The organism is Flavobacterium mesophilum (assembly GCF_039581405.1).
GTDB lineage: Bacteria > Bacteroidota > Bacteroidia > Flavobacteriales > Flavobacteriaceae > Flavobacterium.
This window is the reverse complement of the sequence record NZ_JBCPXZ010000004.1, coordinates 374,256-391,886: the sequence shown is the minus strand read 5'-3', so window position 1 is coordinate 391,886 and position 17,631 is coordinate 374,256. Positions and strand designations below refer to the sequence as shown.

The 17,631-nt window shown below is 29.1% G+C and carries 18 protein-coding genes; all 18 read left to right on the top strand.

Translation table 11 applies throughout. The features are described from left to right. Window positions 1-28: 28 nt before the first annotated feature. The 18 genes from AAYQ19_RS14960 to rfbA all read left to right on the top strand — a co-directional run bounded on the left by AAYQ19_RS14960 (window position 29) and on the right by rfbA (window position 17,582). Complete coding sequence (locus AAYQ19_RS14960) at window positions 29-1,033, top strand: polysaccharide biosynthesis protein (RefSeq protein WP_343537312.1); 1,005 nt, start codon at window positions 29-31, stop codon at window positions 1,031-1,033. Next, window positions 1,026-1,436 (top strand): WxcM-like domain-containing protein, encoded by a 411-nt coding sequence (locus AAYQ19_RS14955; RefSeq protein WP_343537310.1) that lies wholly within the window; start codon window positions 1,026-1,028, stop codon window positions 1,434-1,436. The genes AAYQ19_RS14960 and AAYQ19_RS14955 overlap by 8 nt, the downstream gene beginning before the upstream one ends. Then, window positions 1,427-2,560, top strand: coding sequence for a non-hydrolyzing UDP-N-acetylglucosamine 2-epimerase (gene wecB, locus AAYQ19_RS14950; RefSeq protein WP_343537308.1), 1,134 nt, complete (start codon window positions 1,427-1,429; stop codon window positions 2,558-2,560). The genes AAYQ19_RS14955 and wecB overlap by 10 nt, the downstream gene beginning before the upstream one ends. An 8-nt stretch (window positions 2,561-2,568) precedes the next feature. Continuing rightward, a complete protein-coding gene (locus AAYQ19_RS14945) occupies window positions 2,569-3,435 on the top strand; it encodes a sugar nucleotide-binding protein (RefSeq protein ID WP_343537306.1) in 867 nt (288 codons plus the stop codon). A gap of 3 nt (window positions 3,436-3,438) precedes the next feature. After that, window positions 3,439-4,332, top strand: a complete 894-nt coding sequence (locus AAYQ19_RS14940) for a glycosyltransferase family 2 protein (protein ID WP_343537304.1) — start codon at window positions 3,439-3,441, stop codon at window positions 4,330-4,332. A 13-nt stretch (window positions 4,333-4,345) separates the two neighbouring features. Next, on the top strand, window positions 4,346-5,656 hold the full coding sequence (locus tag AAYQ19_RS14935; protein ID WP_343537303.1) for a flippase: 1,311 nt from the start codon (window positions 4,346-4,348) through the stop codon (window positions 5,654-5,656). A 104-nt stretch (window positions 5,657-5,760) separates the two neighbouring features. Continuing rightward, the gene (locus AAYQ19_RS14930; protein ID WP_343537302.1) at window positions 5,761-6,819 is read left to right on the top strand and encodes a glycosyltransferase family protein; all 1,059 of its coding nucleotides are present in this window, start codon (window positions 5,761-5,763) and stop codon (window positions 6,817-6,819) included. 86 nt (window positions 6,820-6,905) lie between these two features. Continuing rightward, window positions 6,906-7,961, top strand: a complete 1,056-nt coding sequence (locus AAYQ19_RS14925; protein WP_343537301.1) for an EpsG family protein — start codon at window positions 6,906-6,908, stop codon at window positions 7,959-7,961. Further along, window positions 7,958-9,001 carry a glycosyltransferase family 4 protein gene (locus AAYQ19_RS14920; RefSeq protein WP_343537299.1) on the top strand — a complete coding sequence of 348 codons (1,044 nt, stop codon included), beginning with the start codon at window positions 7,958-7,960 and terminating at the stop codon, window positions 8,999-9,001. The genes AAYQ19_RS14925 and AAYQ19_RS14920 overlap by 4 nt, the downstream gene beginning before the upstream one ends. Next, window positions 8,994-9,890: a glycosyltransferase family 2 protein gene (locus tag AAYQ19_RS14915; protein ID WP_343537297.1), complete on the top strand. Its 897-nt coding sequence runs from the start codon at window positions 8,994-8,996 to the stop codon at window positions 9,888-9,890. Before AAYQ19_RS14920 ends, AAYQ19_RS14915 begins: the two co-directional genes overlap by 8 nt. Before the next feature lie 7 nt (window positions 9,891-9,897). After that, entirely contained in the window at window positions 9,898-11,772 is a 1,875-nt protein-coding gene (gene asnB, locus AAYQ19_RS14910) for an asparagine synthase (glutamine-hydrolyzing) (RefSeq protein ID WP_343537296.1), read from the top strand. Further along, window positions 11,765-12,928, top strand: a complete 1,164-nt coding sequence (locus AAYQ19_RS14905) for a glycosyltransferase family 4 protein (protein ID WP_343537295.1) — start codon at window positions 11,765-11,767, stop codon at window positions 12,926-12,928. The genes asnB and AAYQ19_RS14905 overlap by 8 nt, the downstream gene beginning before the upstream one ends. Next, complete coding sequence (locus AAYQ19_RS14900; protein ID WP_343537294.1) at window positions 12,921-13,526, top strand: sugar transferase; 606 nt, start codon at window positions 12,921-12,923, stop codon at window positions 13,524-13,526. Before AAYQ19_RS14905 ends, AAYQ19_RS14900 begins: the two co-directional genes overlap by 8 nt. Further along, window positions 13,513-14,130: an acetyltransferase gene (locus AAYQ19_RS14895; RefSeq protein ID WP_343537293.1), complete on the top strand. Its 618-nt coding sequence runs from the start codon at window positions 13,513-13,515 to the stop codon at window positions 14,128-14,130. Before AAYQ19_RS14900 ends, AAYQ19_RS14895 begins: the two co-directional genes overlap by 14 nt. Continuing rightward, complete coding sequence (locus AAYQ19_RS14890; protein WP_343537291.1) at window positions 14,123-15,265, top strand: DegT/DnrJ/EryC1/StrS family aminotransferase; 1,143 nt, start codon at window positions 14,123-14,125, stop codon at window positions 15,263-15,265. The genes AAYQ19_RS14895 and AAYQ19_RS14890 overlap by 8 nt, the downstream gene beginning before the upstream one ends. 11 nt (window positions 15,266-15,276) lie before the next feature. Continuing rightward, window positions 15,277-15,825 (top strand): dTDP-4-dehydrorhamnose 3,5-epimerase, encoded by a 549-nt coding sequence (gene rfbC / locus AAYQ19_RS14885; protein ID WP_343537289.1) that lies wholly within the window; start codon window positions 15,277-15,279, stop codon window positions 15,823-15,825. Further along, entirely contained in the window at window positions 15,825-16,670 is an 846-nt protein-coding gene (gene rfbD / locus AAYQ19_RS14880) for a dTDP-4-dehydrorhamnose reductase (RefSeq protein ID WP_343537287.1), read from the top strand. Before rfbC ends, rfbD begins: the two co-directional genes overlap by 1 nt. A gap of 27 nt (window positions 16,671-16,697) precedes the next feature. Further along, window positions 16,698-17,582, top strand: coding sequence for a glucose-1-phosphate thymidylyltransferase RfbA (gene rfbA, locus AAYQ19_RS14875; protein ID WP_343537286.1), 885 nt, complete (start codon window positions 16,698-16,700; stop codon window positions 17,580-17,582). The last annotated feature ends 49 nt before the right edge of the window (window positions 17,583-17,631 follow it).

Below are 17,631 nucleotides of genomic sequence, written 5' to 3'. Positions count from 1 at the left end.
GTTTAATTAATATATTTAAAAGATATAGATGTTTAAAGATAAAGTTTTATTGATTACAGGAGGTACTGGTTCATTTGGTAGTGCTGTTTTAGATCGTTTTTTACATACTGATCATTTTAGAGAAATTCGCATATTTTCTCGCGACGAAAAAAAACAAGATGATATGCGTAATTTTTATAAAAATGATAAAATTAAATATTTTATAGGCGATGTTAGAGATTATGATAGTATAGAATATGCAATGAGGAATGTTGATTATGTTTTTCATGCAGCAGCCTTAAAACAAGTCCCGTCTTGTGAGTTTTTCCCTATGCAAGCAGTAAAGACCAATGTGGAAGGAACTCATAATGTAATTCGTGCAGCTTCTTCGAATAAAGTAAATAAAGTTATATGTTTATCAACTGATAAGGCTGCTTATCCTATTAATGCTATGGGGATCTCTAAAGCAATGATGGAAAAGGTAGCTATTGCAGAGGCGCGAAATTTGGTAGACACCACGGTTTGTTTAACCCGTTATGGAAATGTAATGGCATCAAGAGGCTCTGTAATTCCATTGTTTTTATCTCAAATCGAAAAGGGAGAAGTGTTAACCTTAACTGATCCAAATATGACACGTTTCTTGATGTCCTTGGAAGAAGCTGTTGAGTTAGTTTTATTTGCATTTGAACATGGTAACGCTGGTGATTTATTTGTTAATAAAGCTCCCGCCGCGACAATCGGAGATTTAGCAGAAGCGATTTGTCAATTGAAAAATGTAAAAAATCAGATTAAAATTATTGGTACAAGGCATGGCGAAAAGCTGTACGAAACCTTATGTACTCGTGAAGAAATGATGAAAGCAGAAGACATGGGAAATTTTTATCGTATACCTGCAGACAATAGAGATCTCAATTATGCTAAATATTTTTCTGAAGGAAAGGAAATTCAAGCTGAAATTGAAGATTATAACTCTCATAATACAAAACGGGAAAACGTTGAAGGAGTGAAAATTTTGTTGAATAAACTAGAAATATTTAAGAATAAAAATGTTTAGTAAAATAATTGGGGATTTTTATTCAGATGAAAGAGGAAAATTACTATTCAATAATGAACTCAATCTTTCCGAAGTAAAACGAATGTATGTTATCGAGAATAAAGATTTGGAGACAAAGAGAGCTTGGCAGGGGCATCAAATTGAAAAACGATGGTTTGTTGCAGTTAGTGGTAAATTCTTAATTAAATTAGTTAAAATTGATGATTTTGAAAATCCGCCTGTAAATGCAAAAATTATGTCCTTCGAAATTGATTCAATTAACTTAGAAGCATTAACTATTGATGCTGGACATGCAAGCTCTATTCAAGCTTTAGAGGAAAATTCTAAATTACTTGTTTTCTCAGATTATATGATAGGAGAATCAAATGATAATTATAAATTTAATTCAACAAAATGGGAATAAACAATAATCAAAAACTAAAAGTTGTTACAATTTTAGGAACTCGTCCCGAAATTATCCGTTTAGCTGAATGTATAAAAAAATGCGATACGTATTTTAATCATATTTTAATTCATACTGGTCAAAATTATGATTATGAATTAAATGAGATTTTTTTTGAAGATTTAGATTTACGAAAACCGGATTATTTTCTAAATGTAGTTGGAAATCATTTAGGAGAAACGATAGGGAATGTAATTTCAAAATCATATGAAATTTTGTCTGAAATATCTCCAGACGCTTTGCTAGTACTAGGTGATACAAATAGTGTTTTAAGCACTATTGCCGCAAAACGTCTTAAAATTCCAATTTTTCATATGGAAGCTGGTAACAGATGCTTTGATCAAAATGTTCCAGAAGAAATTAATCGTAAAATTTCGGACCATATTAGTGATATTAATCTGACTTATACTGAAAATAGCCGTCGATATTTGCTAAGTGAGGGTTTTAGAAAAGATCATGTCTTTGTGACAGGATCGCCTTTAAAGGAAGTATTGCTAAAGTACAATGATGAAATTGTTAATAGCGATGTTGTTTCTCGTTTAAATCTAGAAGATTACAAATATATTGTAGTAAGCGCTCATCGTGAAGAAAATATTGATTTGGCTAATCACTTTGAAATTTTGGTGGAATCTCTAAATCAAGTAGCTGAAAAATATAATATGCCAATAATTTTTTCGACTCATCCTAGGACTAAAAACCGCATTGAGAAAAATAATATAAAATTCCATCCATTAATTTTAAACGTTCCCCCATTGGGCTTTTTTGATTATGTCAATCTTCAAAAAAAAGCTTTTATTGTACTCTCAGATAGTGGTACAATTAGCGAAGAATCTGCCATGATGGGATTTCCAGCAGTAAGTATTAGAACAAGTACAGAAAGACCAGAAGCAATTGATGCAGGAACAATTGTTCTAGGAGGAATAAGGCCTCAACAAGTTTTAAATTCTATTGAAATAGCAAAAGGGCTATTTGATTTTGATATTGAATTACCAAAAGAGTATTTAGTTAGTAATACATCTGATCGTGTAGTCAAAGCAATTCAAAGTTATACTTCAATTATTAATAAAGTTATTTGGGATAAATAATTTATCATATGAAAAAAATATTAGTTATAGGTATTAAAGGGATGGCTGGTCACATGATTTATCATTTTTTTTCTGAAAACAAAGGATACGATGTTTATGGTTTGGCTAGAAATGTAGAATCTAAAGCAAAATTATTTGATATTGACGTTAGTGATACAATGACATTATCTTCTCTTTTAAAAGAGCATAATTTTGATTATGTTATCAATTGTATCGGAATATTAAATAAGGATGCCGAGGATAATCCTGCAAAAGCAGTTTGGTTCAATAGTTTTTTTCCTCATTATTTAGAAGAAATTACAAAAGAGTCTCAAACTAAAGTAATTCATATAAGTACTGATTGTGTCTTTTCTGGAAAAAAAGGAGCTTATACTGAAAATGATTTTAAAGATGGTAAAGGATTCTACGCACAGTCTAAATCTTTAGGAGAATTAGATAATCAAAAAGACGTAACTATTCGAACATCTATTATAGGGCCTGAAATAAATCAAAACGGTATTGGCTTGTTCCATTGGTTCATGAGTCAAAAAGATGATTTGATATTAAAGGGATTTACGAATGCTTTTTGGACAGGTCTAACAACTTTGGAATTATCAAAGGTGATTCATGAAATTATTGAACAAAAAATTACAGGTTTGATTCAAGTCGTTCCAACTTATAAAATTGACAAATACAGCCTAATATCGTTGTTTAATTCTATTTACAAAAACAATAGTATTACAATAGAACCCAATGGTGATTATTTTGTCGATAAAAGTTTATTGAGTTTAAGATCAGATTTTGACTATGATGTTCCAAATTATGATGTAATGTTAGAAAACCAGAAAAAATGGATTTTAAGTCATTCTAATCTATATTCTCAATATATAAGGTAATTTATGATTTCAATTGTAACAGCGTATTATAATCGAAGACCATTATTTATTCGAAGCTTAAATAGTATAAAAGAATATCAAAATAATATTGATTTTGAGGTTATCGTGGTTGACGATGGTAGCGATGAAGAAGAACGATTAGAAGATTTACAGGAAATTTTTTCCTTTTTAAAAGTTATTCGTTTAGAAAAAAAAGATAAATGGTATAGTAATCCATGTATCCCTTTTAATATTGGATTTGAAGCTGCAACTGGAGATAAAATAATTTTGCAGAATCCAGAATGTTATCATTTTGATAATATTATTAATCATGTGGATAAACATCTGAAGTCGAACGATTATTTAAGTTTTGGATGTTTTTCTTTAGATAAAAAAAATACAGATGATGACAGTCTTTTTTTCGACAGAAATAACATCTCTTCCTTAATGGAGGAGAATAAACATGGTGTAAAAACTGACGGTGGTTTAGGGTGGTATAATCATTCAAAATACCGTCCAGGAGCTTACCATTTTTGTACAGCTTTAATGACGAAAGATTTAGTAGATTTAGGAGGCTTTGATCCTCGTTATGCTCTGGGACATGGCTATGATGATGATGAATTTGTTTTTAGAGTTAAACAAAAAGGCATGAACATTAAATTTATAGATGATCTTAAGATAATTCACCAGAATCATTATATTGAACAAATTTCTGTTGACGAGCAAAAAGAGAAATATATTAATCAGCGCGCTTTACGAAACAAAAGTATATTTGACAGTATAACAAAAAATTCGTCTAATTATAGAGCTAATTTTATTACGATTGCAGGTCATAACCAAAATGATAGGCTTGATTTTTTACAAGGGATTAAAAATTTCTGGTTAAACTTTAAATATAAAATTATTAGAAAATTTTAAAATCATCTTTTTTATGTCGTCTAAAAATAGAACACTTCTAAAGAATATAGCCTCTTTAGGTGTTGTTCAAGTGGTGAATTACATTTTTCCCTTACTTACCATACCTTACCTTTCAAGAATAATCGGCCCTGATGGTTTTGGCATTATAAATTACATTACCGCTTTTGTTAGTTACTTTGTTTTAGTAATTAATTATGGTTTTGATTTCACTGCTACAAGAAAAATAGCTGTTGATCCAGACAGTTTTGAAGTCCGTTCTAAAGTTTTTTCTGAAGTGACTTGCGCAAGATTTTTGCTGCTATTGGTTTCTTTAATATCGTTTCTGGTTTTTATTAGTTTTATACCACTTCTTAATAAAAACATAGAGCTTTCTTTGATATTATTTTTAAATGTTTTTTCAGCACTTTTGACTCCTCAGTATGTCTTTCAAGGCTTGCAGAAATTACCTGTTTTAAGTATAACAAATCTACTAAAAGGCATAATAAATACAATACTAATATTTATGCTTATCTCAAAAAAAGGGGATTTAATATTATATGCTAGTATAGGTGTTTTTAGTAATTTTATAATTAGTTTAATTTCACTCTTATATGTAATTTTTGTTATAAAAATTAAATTTGCTTTTTATTCGATTAAGCATTCTCTTAAACTCCTGAATGAAGCAAAATCAGTTTTTTTTTCTTCGATAGTATTCTCGTTATATACAACTACTAATATTATTATTTTAGGTTTGTTTGAACAAACAAAGACCATAGGGTATTATACAACAGCCGTTAGTTTTATAATTATTATCCAAAGTGTAGTTAATATTCCTCTTTCATCATCGCTTTATCCATATATTGGAAGAGCATTTTCAGAAAGCCAAGAAGATGGTGTAAATAAGTTAAGAAGAATTGTTCCATTAATTTTTTATTTCACAGGCTTTATATGTTTTGGCATTTTAATATTAGCACCTTTTATTATAGTACTAATTTATGGTGATAAATTTGCTGGTTCAATCATTAGTGCACAGATTTTAAGTTTTCTGCCTTTAATTTCAGCAATGAGCAGTTTAATGGGAATTCAAACAATGCTCAACTTAAAAATGGATAATTTGTTTTTGAAAATTACTAGTGTTGGAGCTTGTTTCAGTGTAATTTGTAATTTAATTCTTGGCTACTTTTTTAGTTATGTAGGAACAAGTATTAGTTACCTTTTAACTGAACTCTTAATTTGTATTTCGTTTTATATTGTTTTGATTAATAGAGGATTAATTTTATTTGAAAAAGACAATTTTAAATTCAAAAATGTACTGCGTCAAATTAGAAATCTTAAAAATGTATAGATTGAATGTCTGTATTTTTTGAGATTGTCAAAATAAATTTGAAAATTTATTTTGATCTAGTAAAGAGTCGGTAACTATTTTTTAAAATCTTAATTAATTCATTAATGAATAAAACATACTATATAGGGCATTTTTTGAAAGATTTTAATGATGGGGGACAATCTCGAAATAAGGCATTTAGAGATTATTTTGTAAAGCAGAATGCAATTATTCCACTTATTTATAGCAAAAATCCAATAATTCGCTTAGGTTATTTATTAAATTTTTTGAAAGTGATTTTATTTTCAAAAAACAATAAGTTTTTTATTCATCAAGGAACATTATTAGTTTTATTTCCTATCCCTGTTTTAAAAATTAATTTCATTAGAGAATTTATATTTCGACGTTTACAATATTTGTCAAATCATAATGAAGTTACTATTGAAGTTAATGATTTGCCTTATGAGCAGTCAAAAGATTTGGAATTGCCTGTTGATGAGATCTATAAAGTTTTTCAAGATAAGCTATATACTTTACGAAATACAAAGTATGTATTTGCTTCTCATGAAATGGGGAAATACGTGAATAGTAATTTTAATTTAAGTTATGATGTTATCATTAATGGTTCAAACATTGTAGAAGATTTTTCAAAGGAATTCTCTTTAAATGAATGTTTTTTATCTAATCAAACAAAATATATATATGCAGGCGGTTTAAATAAAGGACGCCAAATAGAATCTCTAATATCGACATTCTACAATAGAGAAGAAATTTTAATATTAATTGGCGAATGGGGCGATTGGCTAAAAGATTATAATTTGTCTAAAAACATATTTTATCTTGGAAAATTCGAAGAAAAATATGCACAATATTTATCTTCTAAATGTGATATCGGGATTATCCCTTATAATGATAACAGGTTTTACTATAATATCTGTTATCCAACAAAAGCTTCATTTTACATAACGGCGGGTATACCTTTTTTGTCTACTCCTTTGCTCGAATTGAAAAATGTTTTTGATCCATTAGAAATGGTATTTTTTGTTGCTTACAATGACTGGAAAGTGTTTATGGATAATTTTGATAAGACTAGTTTGAGTGCTGTTAAAGAAAAAATTCAAGCGGAGAATTATAAGTTTTGCTGGGATGAATTGTTAGAGAATTATTTTAAAAATAATAATTAAAAATGTATTTCTTTATTAGTTTTATACTTTTAATTCTTTCATATTTAGAATTTTATCTCAGTAAGAGTCGTGTATTAAAAATACTAATGGTGACCTTTGCAGGATTATTCTTTTTTATACTGTTAGGATTTAATTCATTTTCTCCAGATCTGGATAATTACAAGATTCATTTTCAGGATCTTGATCAGGATTATATAAAACTTGCAGTAGAACCTTTTATATTTTTTATAATGGAAACTTGTAAAAATATGGGGTTGAGTTTTGAAGGTTATCAAATAATGTTTTCGTTATTAACTTTTTCGCTATTTATATTTTCAATATATAAGTATAGTCCCCTTCCTGTTTTTGTTTTATTGAATTTTTATTTCATACCATTTTTTCCAGATATAACTCAGATTAGGTTTTTTCTTGGATTTACCTTCTTTTTATTTTCGCTTCAATTTTTTAATAAAAGGAAATGGGTTTTTTACAGCCTAATTATAATTGCCATTTTATGTCATCTTTCAATGGTAATGATGATTTTATTTTTGTTGTTAAGAAAATTCCAATTTTTTAAGAATCAATTCAAATGCAATGTTATTATTACGGTAGGTACATTTTTACTATTATTTATACCTAAAAGCATCGTAAATCCACTGTTGAATTTTATTGATCCAAAATTACTTATTTATGCGGAGTTAGATATTGTAGGTACTTTTGCTGGTACAATTGTATTATTTTTTCCTTTTTTTATTATTAATAATGGGATTATATATTTTCACAAAAAGTATTCGGCAGTATATTTTTCAAATTTAGAGGAGAAATATGCCAAGAATATTGATCTATTTATTGACCTTATTCAGTTTTCGAACTTTTTAATATTGTTTCAGTATTTTATACGTGATTTTTCAAGAATTAATCAAAATATACATATTATTGCAATTATCTATATGTCAATAATTGCTTATGTTTTTATTAAAAGAAAATTTTTTTTTACCGCAGAATTAATTATTGGGTCTGTAGTTTTTTGTAATCTAATTCTTTATTACATACAGTTTTTAATGGTTAATAATTTTGAATATTTTGATGTAATAAATAAAACTTTCACTAGTAATCATTTGTTTGATTCCCTTATTAATATTTTCAAATTTAATAAATTATGAAAGTTTTATTTTTGACAAAATATGGTGATGCAGGACCGTCGTCAAGATATAGGTTTTACAATTATCAACCGTATTTTGAGGAAGCCGGAATTAGCTGTTGTTTTAAACCATTACTTTCGAATGATTATGTTTATAGTCTGTATAAAAAGCAAAAAGTAAAAGCATTAGTTAAAAGTCTATTTTCAGTTTTTAAAAGAATATTTTTTTTATTGTTTAATTTAAAAGAATATGATTTAATTATAATTGAAAAAGAATTGTTTCCTAATGTGCCATATTTTGTAGAGGCTTATCTGCTTAAATCTAAATTGTATGCATTAGATTTTGATGATTATGTCGCAACTTCATATAAAGAAAATAAAATCAAAAGCTTTTTCTTCGAGAATAAAATACAAAATCTAGTTGCAAAAGCAAAGTTAGTTACCGTTGGAAACCACTGGTATTTTGAAGAGCTTAAAGGTGATAATTTAAGATATCTACCAACAGTTGTAGATTTGGAAAAATATGCAAAACCAAAGCAATATAATGAAGTTGATATTTTAACAATCGTTTGGATTGGTTCTCCTAGTACCGCAAAATATCTTCAATTAGTTGCATCTGCATTGGAAAAGCTAGCAGAAAAATATACAATAAAATTGAAGATAATAGGCGCGAACATCAATATTGAAAAAGTTGAGCTTGAACTTGTATCTTGGGACTCTACTACAGAGGCTGAAGAGTTATTGAGTGCTGATATTGGAATAATGCCATTGACAAGGACAATGTGGGAAAATGGAAAATGCGGTTTCAAGCTTATACAGTACATGGCATCTGGTCTTCCTGTAGTTGCAACTTCAGTGCCTGCTAATGAAGAAATTGTAGAAGATGATATTAATGGATTTATCGTTAATAATGATGAAGATTGGTATAATAAATTAGAAACACTTATTGTTAATAGAAATTTAAGAGAACAATTTGGAAAATCAGGAAGAGACAGAATCGAAAATTATTATTCATATCAAGTATGGGGTAATAGATATGTAAATATTATTAAAAATGGATAAAGTTGACATATTGTTGCCAATATATAATGGAGAAAAGTTTTTAGAAGAACAGATAAAATCTTTACTAAGGCAAACACATAAAAATATTAGCATCCTCGTAAGAGATGATGGCAGTACAGACCAATCAAAAGATATAATTGACAGTTTAGCTAAAGCTGATAGTAGGATAATTGTCGTTAATGATGAAAATGGAAATTTAGGGCTCGTTGCGAACATTAATTTTTTGCTTGGAATTAGTGATGCTGATTACATAATGTATTGTGATCAGGATGATGTTTGGTTTGATGACAAGATCGAAATTCTAATGAGAGAAATGCAGAAGAGAGAATTAGATTTAGGTAAACAAATGCCAATTTTAGTTCACTCTGATTGTTATATAACTAATGAAAATTTAGAGATTAGAGGTCGCTTTAAAGGAACTAAAGCTTTAAAGTATGGTTTAGAAAAGTCTTTGTTTAAATTTTATGTTCAAGGTGCTTCTGCTCTTTTAAACAAGGCTTTAATGAGAGAAATTTACCCATTTATCAACAATGTATATTTGCATGATAGATACACACATCTTTGTGCAGAGATAGCTGGAAGAAGATTTTATTTAAACTCCCCACTAATGTATTACCGTCAACATTCTTCAAATTTAGTAGGAAGCTCAAATTTAATGACGAAACTTAAAAATATTTTTTCACCTAGTAGATTTGTTTTTTTTCAAATTCAAGACAGAAAACTTATAGAATCGTTATCGAATGAAAAATATGTAAATAATGATCTACTTAAAGCATATCTTGAAATTACTTCTGATAAAACTTCTTTGTTTGAAAAACTTAAGATATTGAGGTTTTATAATATTAGTATGAGATTGAAAGAATTCTTTATTATGAGTGTAAAATTTTAGTTTTTGTATGTGTGGGATTAATGGAATTATAAGTTCGAGTCAAAATAATGACTTAGCAAATGTGTTGTCAAATATGAATGATTTAATTATTCATAGAGGACCTGATGAAGACGGATTTTTTAATTATGAAAATCGCATTTTCATGGCAATGCGCAGATTGTCGATTATCGATCTTGGCACTGGTAAGCAGCCAATATCAAATCATGATGAAAGTATAACTATTGTATTTAATGGAGAAATATATAATTATATTGAACTGCGAAATAAATTGATTTGTAATGGAGCTGTTTTTAAAACAAATTCAGATACTGAAGTCGTTTTAAAAATGTATGAATTTTATGGGAAGGATTCCTTTGGTGAGTTGGATGGAATGTTCGCATTCAGTATTTATGATAAAACATTAAACAGCGTTTTAATTGCGAGAGATTTTTTTGGAGAAAAGCCATTGTATTATACTCAAAACAAGGATAATTTTATCTGGGGATCAGAATTAAAGTCAATTATTAAAGCATTACCAGCAAAACCAGCTATTAATAAATTAAGTTTAAATTTATTTTTTACATTAACATATATTCCTGCTCCATATACTATTTATGAAAATATTCACAAATTAGAAGCAAACCATTATATAGAATTTAATTGTAATGATTTTGTTTTTCAAATTCATGAAATAGCACAAAAATTTAGAACATATCCAAAAATTTCAAAATCGGAGGCAAAAAAAATGACTCACGATATGGTTCAGGAAAGCGTATCATCTAGATCAATTGCAGATGTGTCATTAGGTACATTTTTATCAGGAGGTGTAGATTCCTCAATAATTTCTTTGTGTTTAGCACAGCAATCAAGTACCAAAATAGAAACTTTTTCAATTGGGTTTGATGAAAAATCTTTTGATGAAAGCGAAAAATCAAGAACAGTTGCAAATCTTATAAATAGTAATCATCATGAATTTATTATTTCTGAGAAAGATTTAACTAATAATATTGATCAAATTATTTTAAATTTTGATGAACCCTTTGCAGATTCTTCAGCCCTTGCAAGCTATTTAGTATCTGAAAAAACTAAAAAACATGTTACAGTTGCATTAACTGGAGATGGTGGCGACGAAATTTTTGGCGGTTATAATAAATATCATATTGGGGAATTAAACGAAAAATATACTAGTATAATTCCCAAATCTTTACATTCAAATTTTTCTAAAATATTAGAAAATTTATTACAAATAAAAAGTGATAAAAGAGGTAAAAGATTTCAAATAAATAAATTACTAAAATCGATAAATTATGAAGGCGACTTTTATTATAATATTATTTCATTGGGATTCCACGAAAATGAAATAAAGGAAATTCTAAATTTAAATGCTTATACCGAAAACCCTTTATTGTATTATAAAAATATAATTAAAGGAAATAATAAGACATTAAATGATTTTCGCAATATTGATAAAATTATAAGTCTGGAAGGTGATATGTTAGTAAAGGTTGATAGAACTAGCATGCTAACTTCTTTAGAATGCCGAGCCCCATTCCTGAATAAGGAATTATGGAATTTTGCAAATCATTTGCCACAAGAATTTCTGATAAATAGATGGGATAAAAAGCATATTTTGAAAGAATCATTTAAGGAGTATTTTCCAAAAGATTTTCTTAATAAATCAAAGAAAGGGTTTGGTGTTCCTGTTGGTAATTGGTTGAGATCAAATTTAAAAAAAGAATTATGTTCTTATATCGATAAGGGATTTATAGAAAAACAAAATATTTTCTGCTATGAAACAATTTCTAATTTGGTAAATAATCATTTAGAGGGCAAAAACGATAATACTTTTAGAGTATGGACATTCTATTGTTTTCAGAAATGGTATAAATATACTTATGAATAGTAAAGCTAAACTGGTTCGTATAACTACAGTTCCTATTTCCTTAAAGGTTTTATTAAAAGGTCAGCATCATTTTATGTCAGACTATTTTGAAGTAATAGGAATTTCTGCAGAAGGTAAAGAACTTCATGAAGTTCGAGATAATGAAGGCATTAGAGTTTTGCCTGTTCACATGACTAGAGCAATTTCTCCTTTTGCAGATCTTAAATCATTATGGGAGTTATATAAAATTTTAAAAAAAGAAAAACCCCTAATAGTTCACTCACATACCCCAAAAGCAGGTATTGTTGGGATGCTTGCTGCAAAGCTTGCAAGGGTTCCACACCGAATACATACAGTGGCAGGTTTACCACTTATGGAAACACAAGGTAACAAAAGAAAACTGTTACAAGCTGTAGAAAAACTAACATATAGTTGTGCCACAAAAGTATACCCAAATTCAAAAGGCTTATATGATTTTATTTTAGCAAATAATTTCACAAAGCAAGATAAATTATCTGTTGTAGGAAATGGAAGTTCTAATGGAATAAATACAAATTACTTTGATCCTGCTTTGTTTTTAAATGAGGAGAAAGAAAAAATTCGAAAAAACTTAAATGTTAATAGCGAAGACTTTGTTTTTATTTTTGTGGGACGATTAGTTGGTGACAAAGGGATTAATGAGTTAATCAAAAGCTTTGATAAACTTAGCGAAGAAAATAAAAATGTTAAATTGTTACTGGTAGGATCGTTGGAGTCTGATTTGGATCCGTTATTTTCTGAAACTTTAGAGAAAATAAATTCTAACGATAATATACTTTCTGTAGGTTTTCAAAACGATGTGCGTTCTTTTTTTGCAATTGCAGATGTTTTAATTTTTCCTAGTTATCGAGAAGGTTTTCCAAATGTAGTGATGCAAGCAGGAGCAATGGGACTTCCTTCAATTGTTAGTAACATTAACGGCTGTAATGAAATTATAGAGAATGAGACTAATGGATTAATTATACCAGTTAAAGATAGTGAGCATATTTATTTAGCCATGCAAAAAATGATTAAAGATGATTTTTTAAGAGAAAAAATGAAAAAAAATGCTAGGCAAATGATTGTTGCGAGATATGAACAAAAAAAAGTTTGGAGTTTGATTTTAGAAGAATATAATAAACTTGTACAAGATGTATAGTCTTTATTTTAAAAGATTAATTGATTTTATTTTTTCATTCTTTGGATTGTTATTATTAAGTCCATTAATAATTATTGTTATAATTTGGTTGTTTTTTGCTAATGATGGTAAACCTTTTTTTTGCCAATTACGTCCAGGTAAAAATGAAAAAATTTTCAAGATTATTAAATTTAAGACAATGAATGATAAAAAGGATTTGTCGGGAGAATTATTATCGGATGAAAAAAGATTGACTAAAATTGGAAAATTTGTCAGAAGTACTTCACTTGATGAAATACCGCAATTGATTAATGTTTTAAAAGGAGACATGAGTTTGATAGGTCCCAGACCTTTATTGCCAGAGTATTTACCTTTATATAATAATGAGCAAAAAAAAAGACATTTAGTTCGACCAGGAATAACAGGTTGGGCACAAATAAATGGTAGAAATGCGATTTCTTGGGGACAAAAGTTTGAATTTGATACGTGGTATGTTGATAATATGTCATTTATTTTAGACCTTAAAGTAATTTTTAAAACTTTTATAAAAGTGATTAAAAGTGAAGGAATTAATTCGGCTAATGCCGTAACGACAGAAAAATTTAATGGAAAAAACTAAATTTTTATATGGAGCAAGCGGTCATTGTAAGGTCGTTTTAGATATATTAAAAAATAATAACATTAGCGTATTAGGGATTCTCGATGATAATCCTAAATTTGACTTTATTGCTGATGTGCCAGTATTTGAAACTCGTGAAAAGATAATTTCTCCTTCGGACGAGATTTTAATTTCAATAGGTGATAATAAAATTAGAAAGGAAATATCAACTAAAATTAATGCTAGTTTTTTTAAAGCAATACATAATAGAGCAATAATTTCTGAGACCAGCGAAGTAAATGTTGGTTCAGTAGTTATGGCTGGCGCAATAATAAATGCTAGCGTAAAAATAGGGAAGCATTGTATCATTAATACAGGAGCAATAATAGAACATGATTGTGAAATAAGTAACTATTGTCATATTTCTCCAAATTCATCTTTGGCTGGGAATGTCATGATTGGAGAAGGAACACATGTAGGAATCGGAGCTTGTTTAATACAAGGTGTGAAAATTGGTAAATGGGTTACTATAGGTGCTGGATCTGTTGTGATAAATGATATTCCTGATTTTGCAGTTGTTGTAGGAAATCCTGGAAGAGTAATAAAATATAAACATAATGAATAATTCAAAAATATGGCTGTCTTCTCCTCACATGGGAGGGAATGAAGAAAAATATGTTAAAGAAGCTTTTGATACAAATTGGGTAGCACCTTTAGGTCCAAATGTTAATGGTTTTGAAGATGATTTAGAAAAATACTTAAATGAAAATGTTCATGTCGGAGCATTAAGCTCTGGAACGGCCGCTATTCATTTGGGGCTAATTTTATTAGGTGTAAAGGAAGGCGATGAAGTTATTTGTCAAAGTATGACGTTTTCGGCGTCAGCAAATCCAATTATGTATTTAGGAGCTACTCCTATATTTATTGATAGCGAGCTTGATACTTGGAATCTTTGCTCAAAGGCATTAGAAAATGCTATTATTGAAAGAATTTCTATTGGAAAAAAACCTAAAGCAATAATTGGCGTTCATCTTTACGGTATGCCTTACAATATTGAAGAAGTTGCTAAAGTGGCAGAAAAATATGATATTCCAATTCTTGAAGATAGTGCTGAAGCATTAGGTAGTTATTATAAAAATCAAAAGTGTGGAACATTTGGAGAAATTGGAGTGCTTTCTTTTAATGGAAATAAAATCATAACAACTTCAGGAGGTGGTGCCATTGTAACAAAAAATAAAGAAACAAAAGATAAAGCTGTATTTCTTTCAACACAAGCTCGAGATAATGCGCCACATTATCAGCATAGTCATGTAGGATATAATTATCGAATGAGTAATATTTGCGCAGGTATTGGAAGAGGACAAATGGAAGTTTTAGATGCTCATATCCAGTTGAGAAGAAATATGCATGAATTCTATTCAAATTATTTTAAAGATATTGATGGAGTAAATATTTTGATAGAACCAAATGAAAATTATTTTTCAAATCATTGGTTGTCGGCAATAGTAATTGACCCTGAAAAAACAAATGGTAGAACAAGAGAAGACTTACGTTTAGCATTTGAAGCAGAAAATATTGAAAGTAGACCTCTTTGGAAACCAATGCATTTACAGCCTGTTTTTGAAAAATTTCCTTACTATGGACAAAATGTTGCTGAAAAATTATTTCAAAACGGATTATGTCTGCCTTCCGGATCTAACACAACAGCAGAGGAGTTAAATAGAATTAAAAACGTTCTGGATATTTTCTTCCAAAATTAAAAATACCTTATATGAAAATCGAAAACACATTTATAAAAGATTTAGTAATTGTAGAACCAACAGTTTTTGGAGACGAAAGAGGTTATTTTTTTGAATCTTATAGCAAGACCAAATTTGAGGATTTGGGAATTAATATTGATTTTGTTCAAGACAATCAATCCTTTTCGAAAAAAGGAACTTTAAGAGGTTTACACTATCAAAACCCACCTTTTGCTCAAACAAAACTAGTTCGTGTTTTAGAAGGAGAAATTATTGATGTCGCTGTAGATTTAAGAAAAGATTCTCCGACTTATGGCAAAGCATTTAGTGTTTTATTATCAGCAGAAAATAAAAAACAGCTATTAGTTCCTCAAGGATTTGCTCATGGTTTTTCAGTTATTAGCGAGACAGCATCTGTTATGTACAAGTGTGATCAATTTTATAACAAAGCTTCTGAAGGCGGAATTAAATATGATGATCCGTCTCTAAATATTGATTGGGGAATGGATTTAAAGGATGCAATTGTTTCAGAAAAAGACCAGATCCTTCCATTTATTGAAAATTGTAATAGTTTGTTTTAATGAGGAAAATTTTAGTAACAGGAGCTACAGGACAACTAGGTTCAGAATTAAAAGTTTTATCCGAAAACCATAAACAATTCGAATGGGAGTTTGCTGATCGTACCAAAATATCGTTGGATAACATAGAGTTGCTTAAAAAGCAATTAAATGAGATTAATCCTGATATAATCTTTAATTGTGGAGCTTATACAGCAGTTGACAAAGCTGAGAGTGATAAAGAAACTGCATTCACAGTTAATCATTTGGCAGTTGAAGAAATTGCGAAATATACCTTTGAAAATAAAGCTAAACTAATACATGTTTCTACGGATTATGTATTTGATGGAACTTCTTCTACGGCGTTAAATGAAGAAGCTATTACACAGCCGATAAATGTATATGGAGAAAGCAAATTAGCAGGTGAAATTTCATGTATAAAAGAAAACCCGGATTCTATTATTATTAGAACATCATGGGTATATAGCAAATTTGGAAACAATTTTGTCAAAACCATGCAACGATTAATGCAGGAAAGAGATTCAATTAATGTGGTCAATGACCAGATTGGTTCGCCAACTTATGCCGCTGACTTGGCGCAAGCAATGATTTCTATTATAGAATCTTCAAATTGGGTTCCGGGTATCTATAATTATTCAAATGAAGGTGAAATAAGTTGGTATGATTTTGCGTTGAGCATAAAAGAATTTGGACAATATGAATGTAATGTTGGCGGAATTCCATCAGCATCATATCCTACTCCAGCTAAACGCCCAGAGTTTTCATTATTAGATAAAAAGAAAATAAAAGAAACTTATAATTTGCATATTCCTAATTATAGAGAAAGTTTACAAGTAATGTTTAAATAAAGAGAGGGTCTAAAAAAAATAAGAAGTATGAAAGGAATTATATTAGCGGGAGGATCTGGGACAAGATTGCATCCATTAACTTTGGCGGTTAGTAAACAATTAATGCCCGTATATGATAAGCCAATGATTTATTATCCATTGTCAACTTTGATGATGGCGGGAATAAATGAGATATTGATTATTTCAACTCCTCATGATTTACCTCACTTTAAGAAACTTCTCGGAGACGGAAGCTCAATTGGTTGTAAATTTAGTTATGCTGAACAACCAAATCCTAATGGTTTGGCGCAAGCTTTTGTTATTGGTGAAGAATTTATTGGCAATGATAAAGTAGCTTTAGTTCTTGGGGATAATATTTTCTTCGGAACAAATATGCAACAATTATTAAAAGATAATGCAGATCCAGATGGAGGTGTTGTTTTTGCTTACCATGTTTCTGATCCTGAAAGATATGGTGTAGTTGAGTTTGATGAAAACAAAAATGCTATTTCTATTGAAGAAAAACCTTTGGAACCAAAATCTAATTATGCTGTTCCGGGGCTTTATTTTTATGACAATTCAGTGGTAGAAATCGCAAAAAATATTAAACCAAGTGCACGTGGTGAATATGAAATTACAGATGTTAACAAGGTTTATCTTGAAGAAGGGAAACTGAAGGTAGGTATTTTAAGTAGAGGAACCGCATGGTTGGATACTGGAACTTTCAATAGTTTAATGCAAGCAGGACAATTTGTTCAAGTACTTGAAGAAAGACAAGGGTTAAAAGTTGGTTGTATTGAAGAAATTGCTTGGAGACAAGGATTTATCAATGATGAACAATTAGAAGAACTGGCAACTCCTTTAGTTAAATCTGGTTATGGAGCTTATTTAATGGAATTTTTAAAACAAAAGAAAAAAGGGCATAAATTTTAATTTATCCTACAGAAGTAACTTTTTAAACCGTTTAATTTGTATTTTTGTA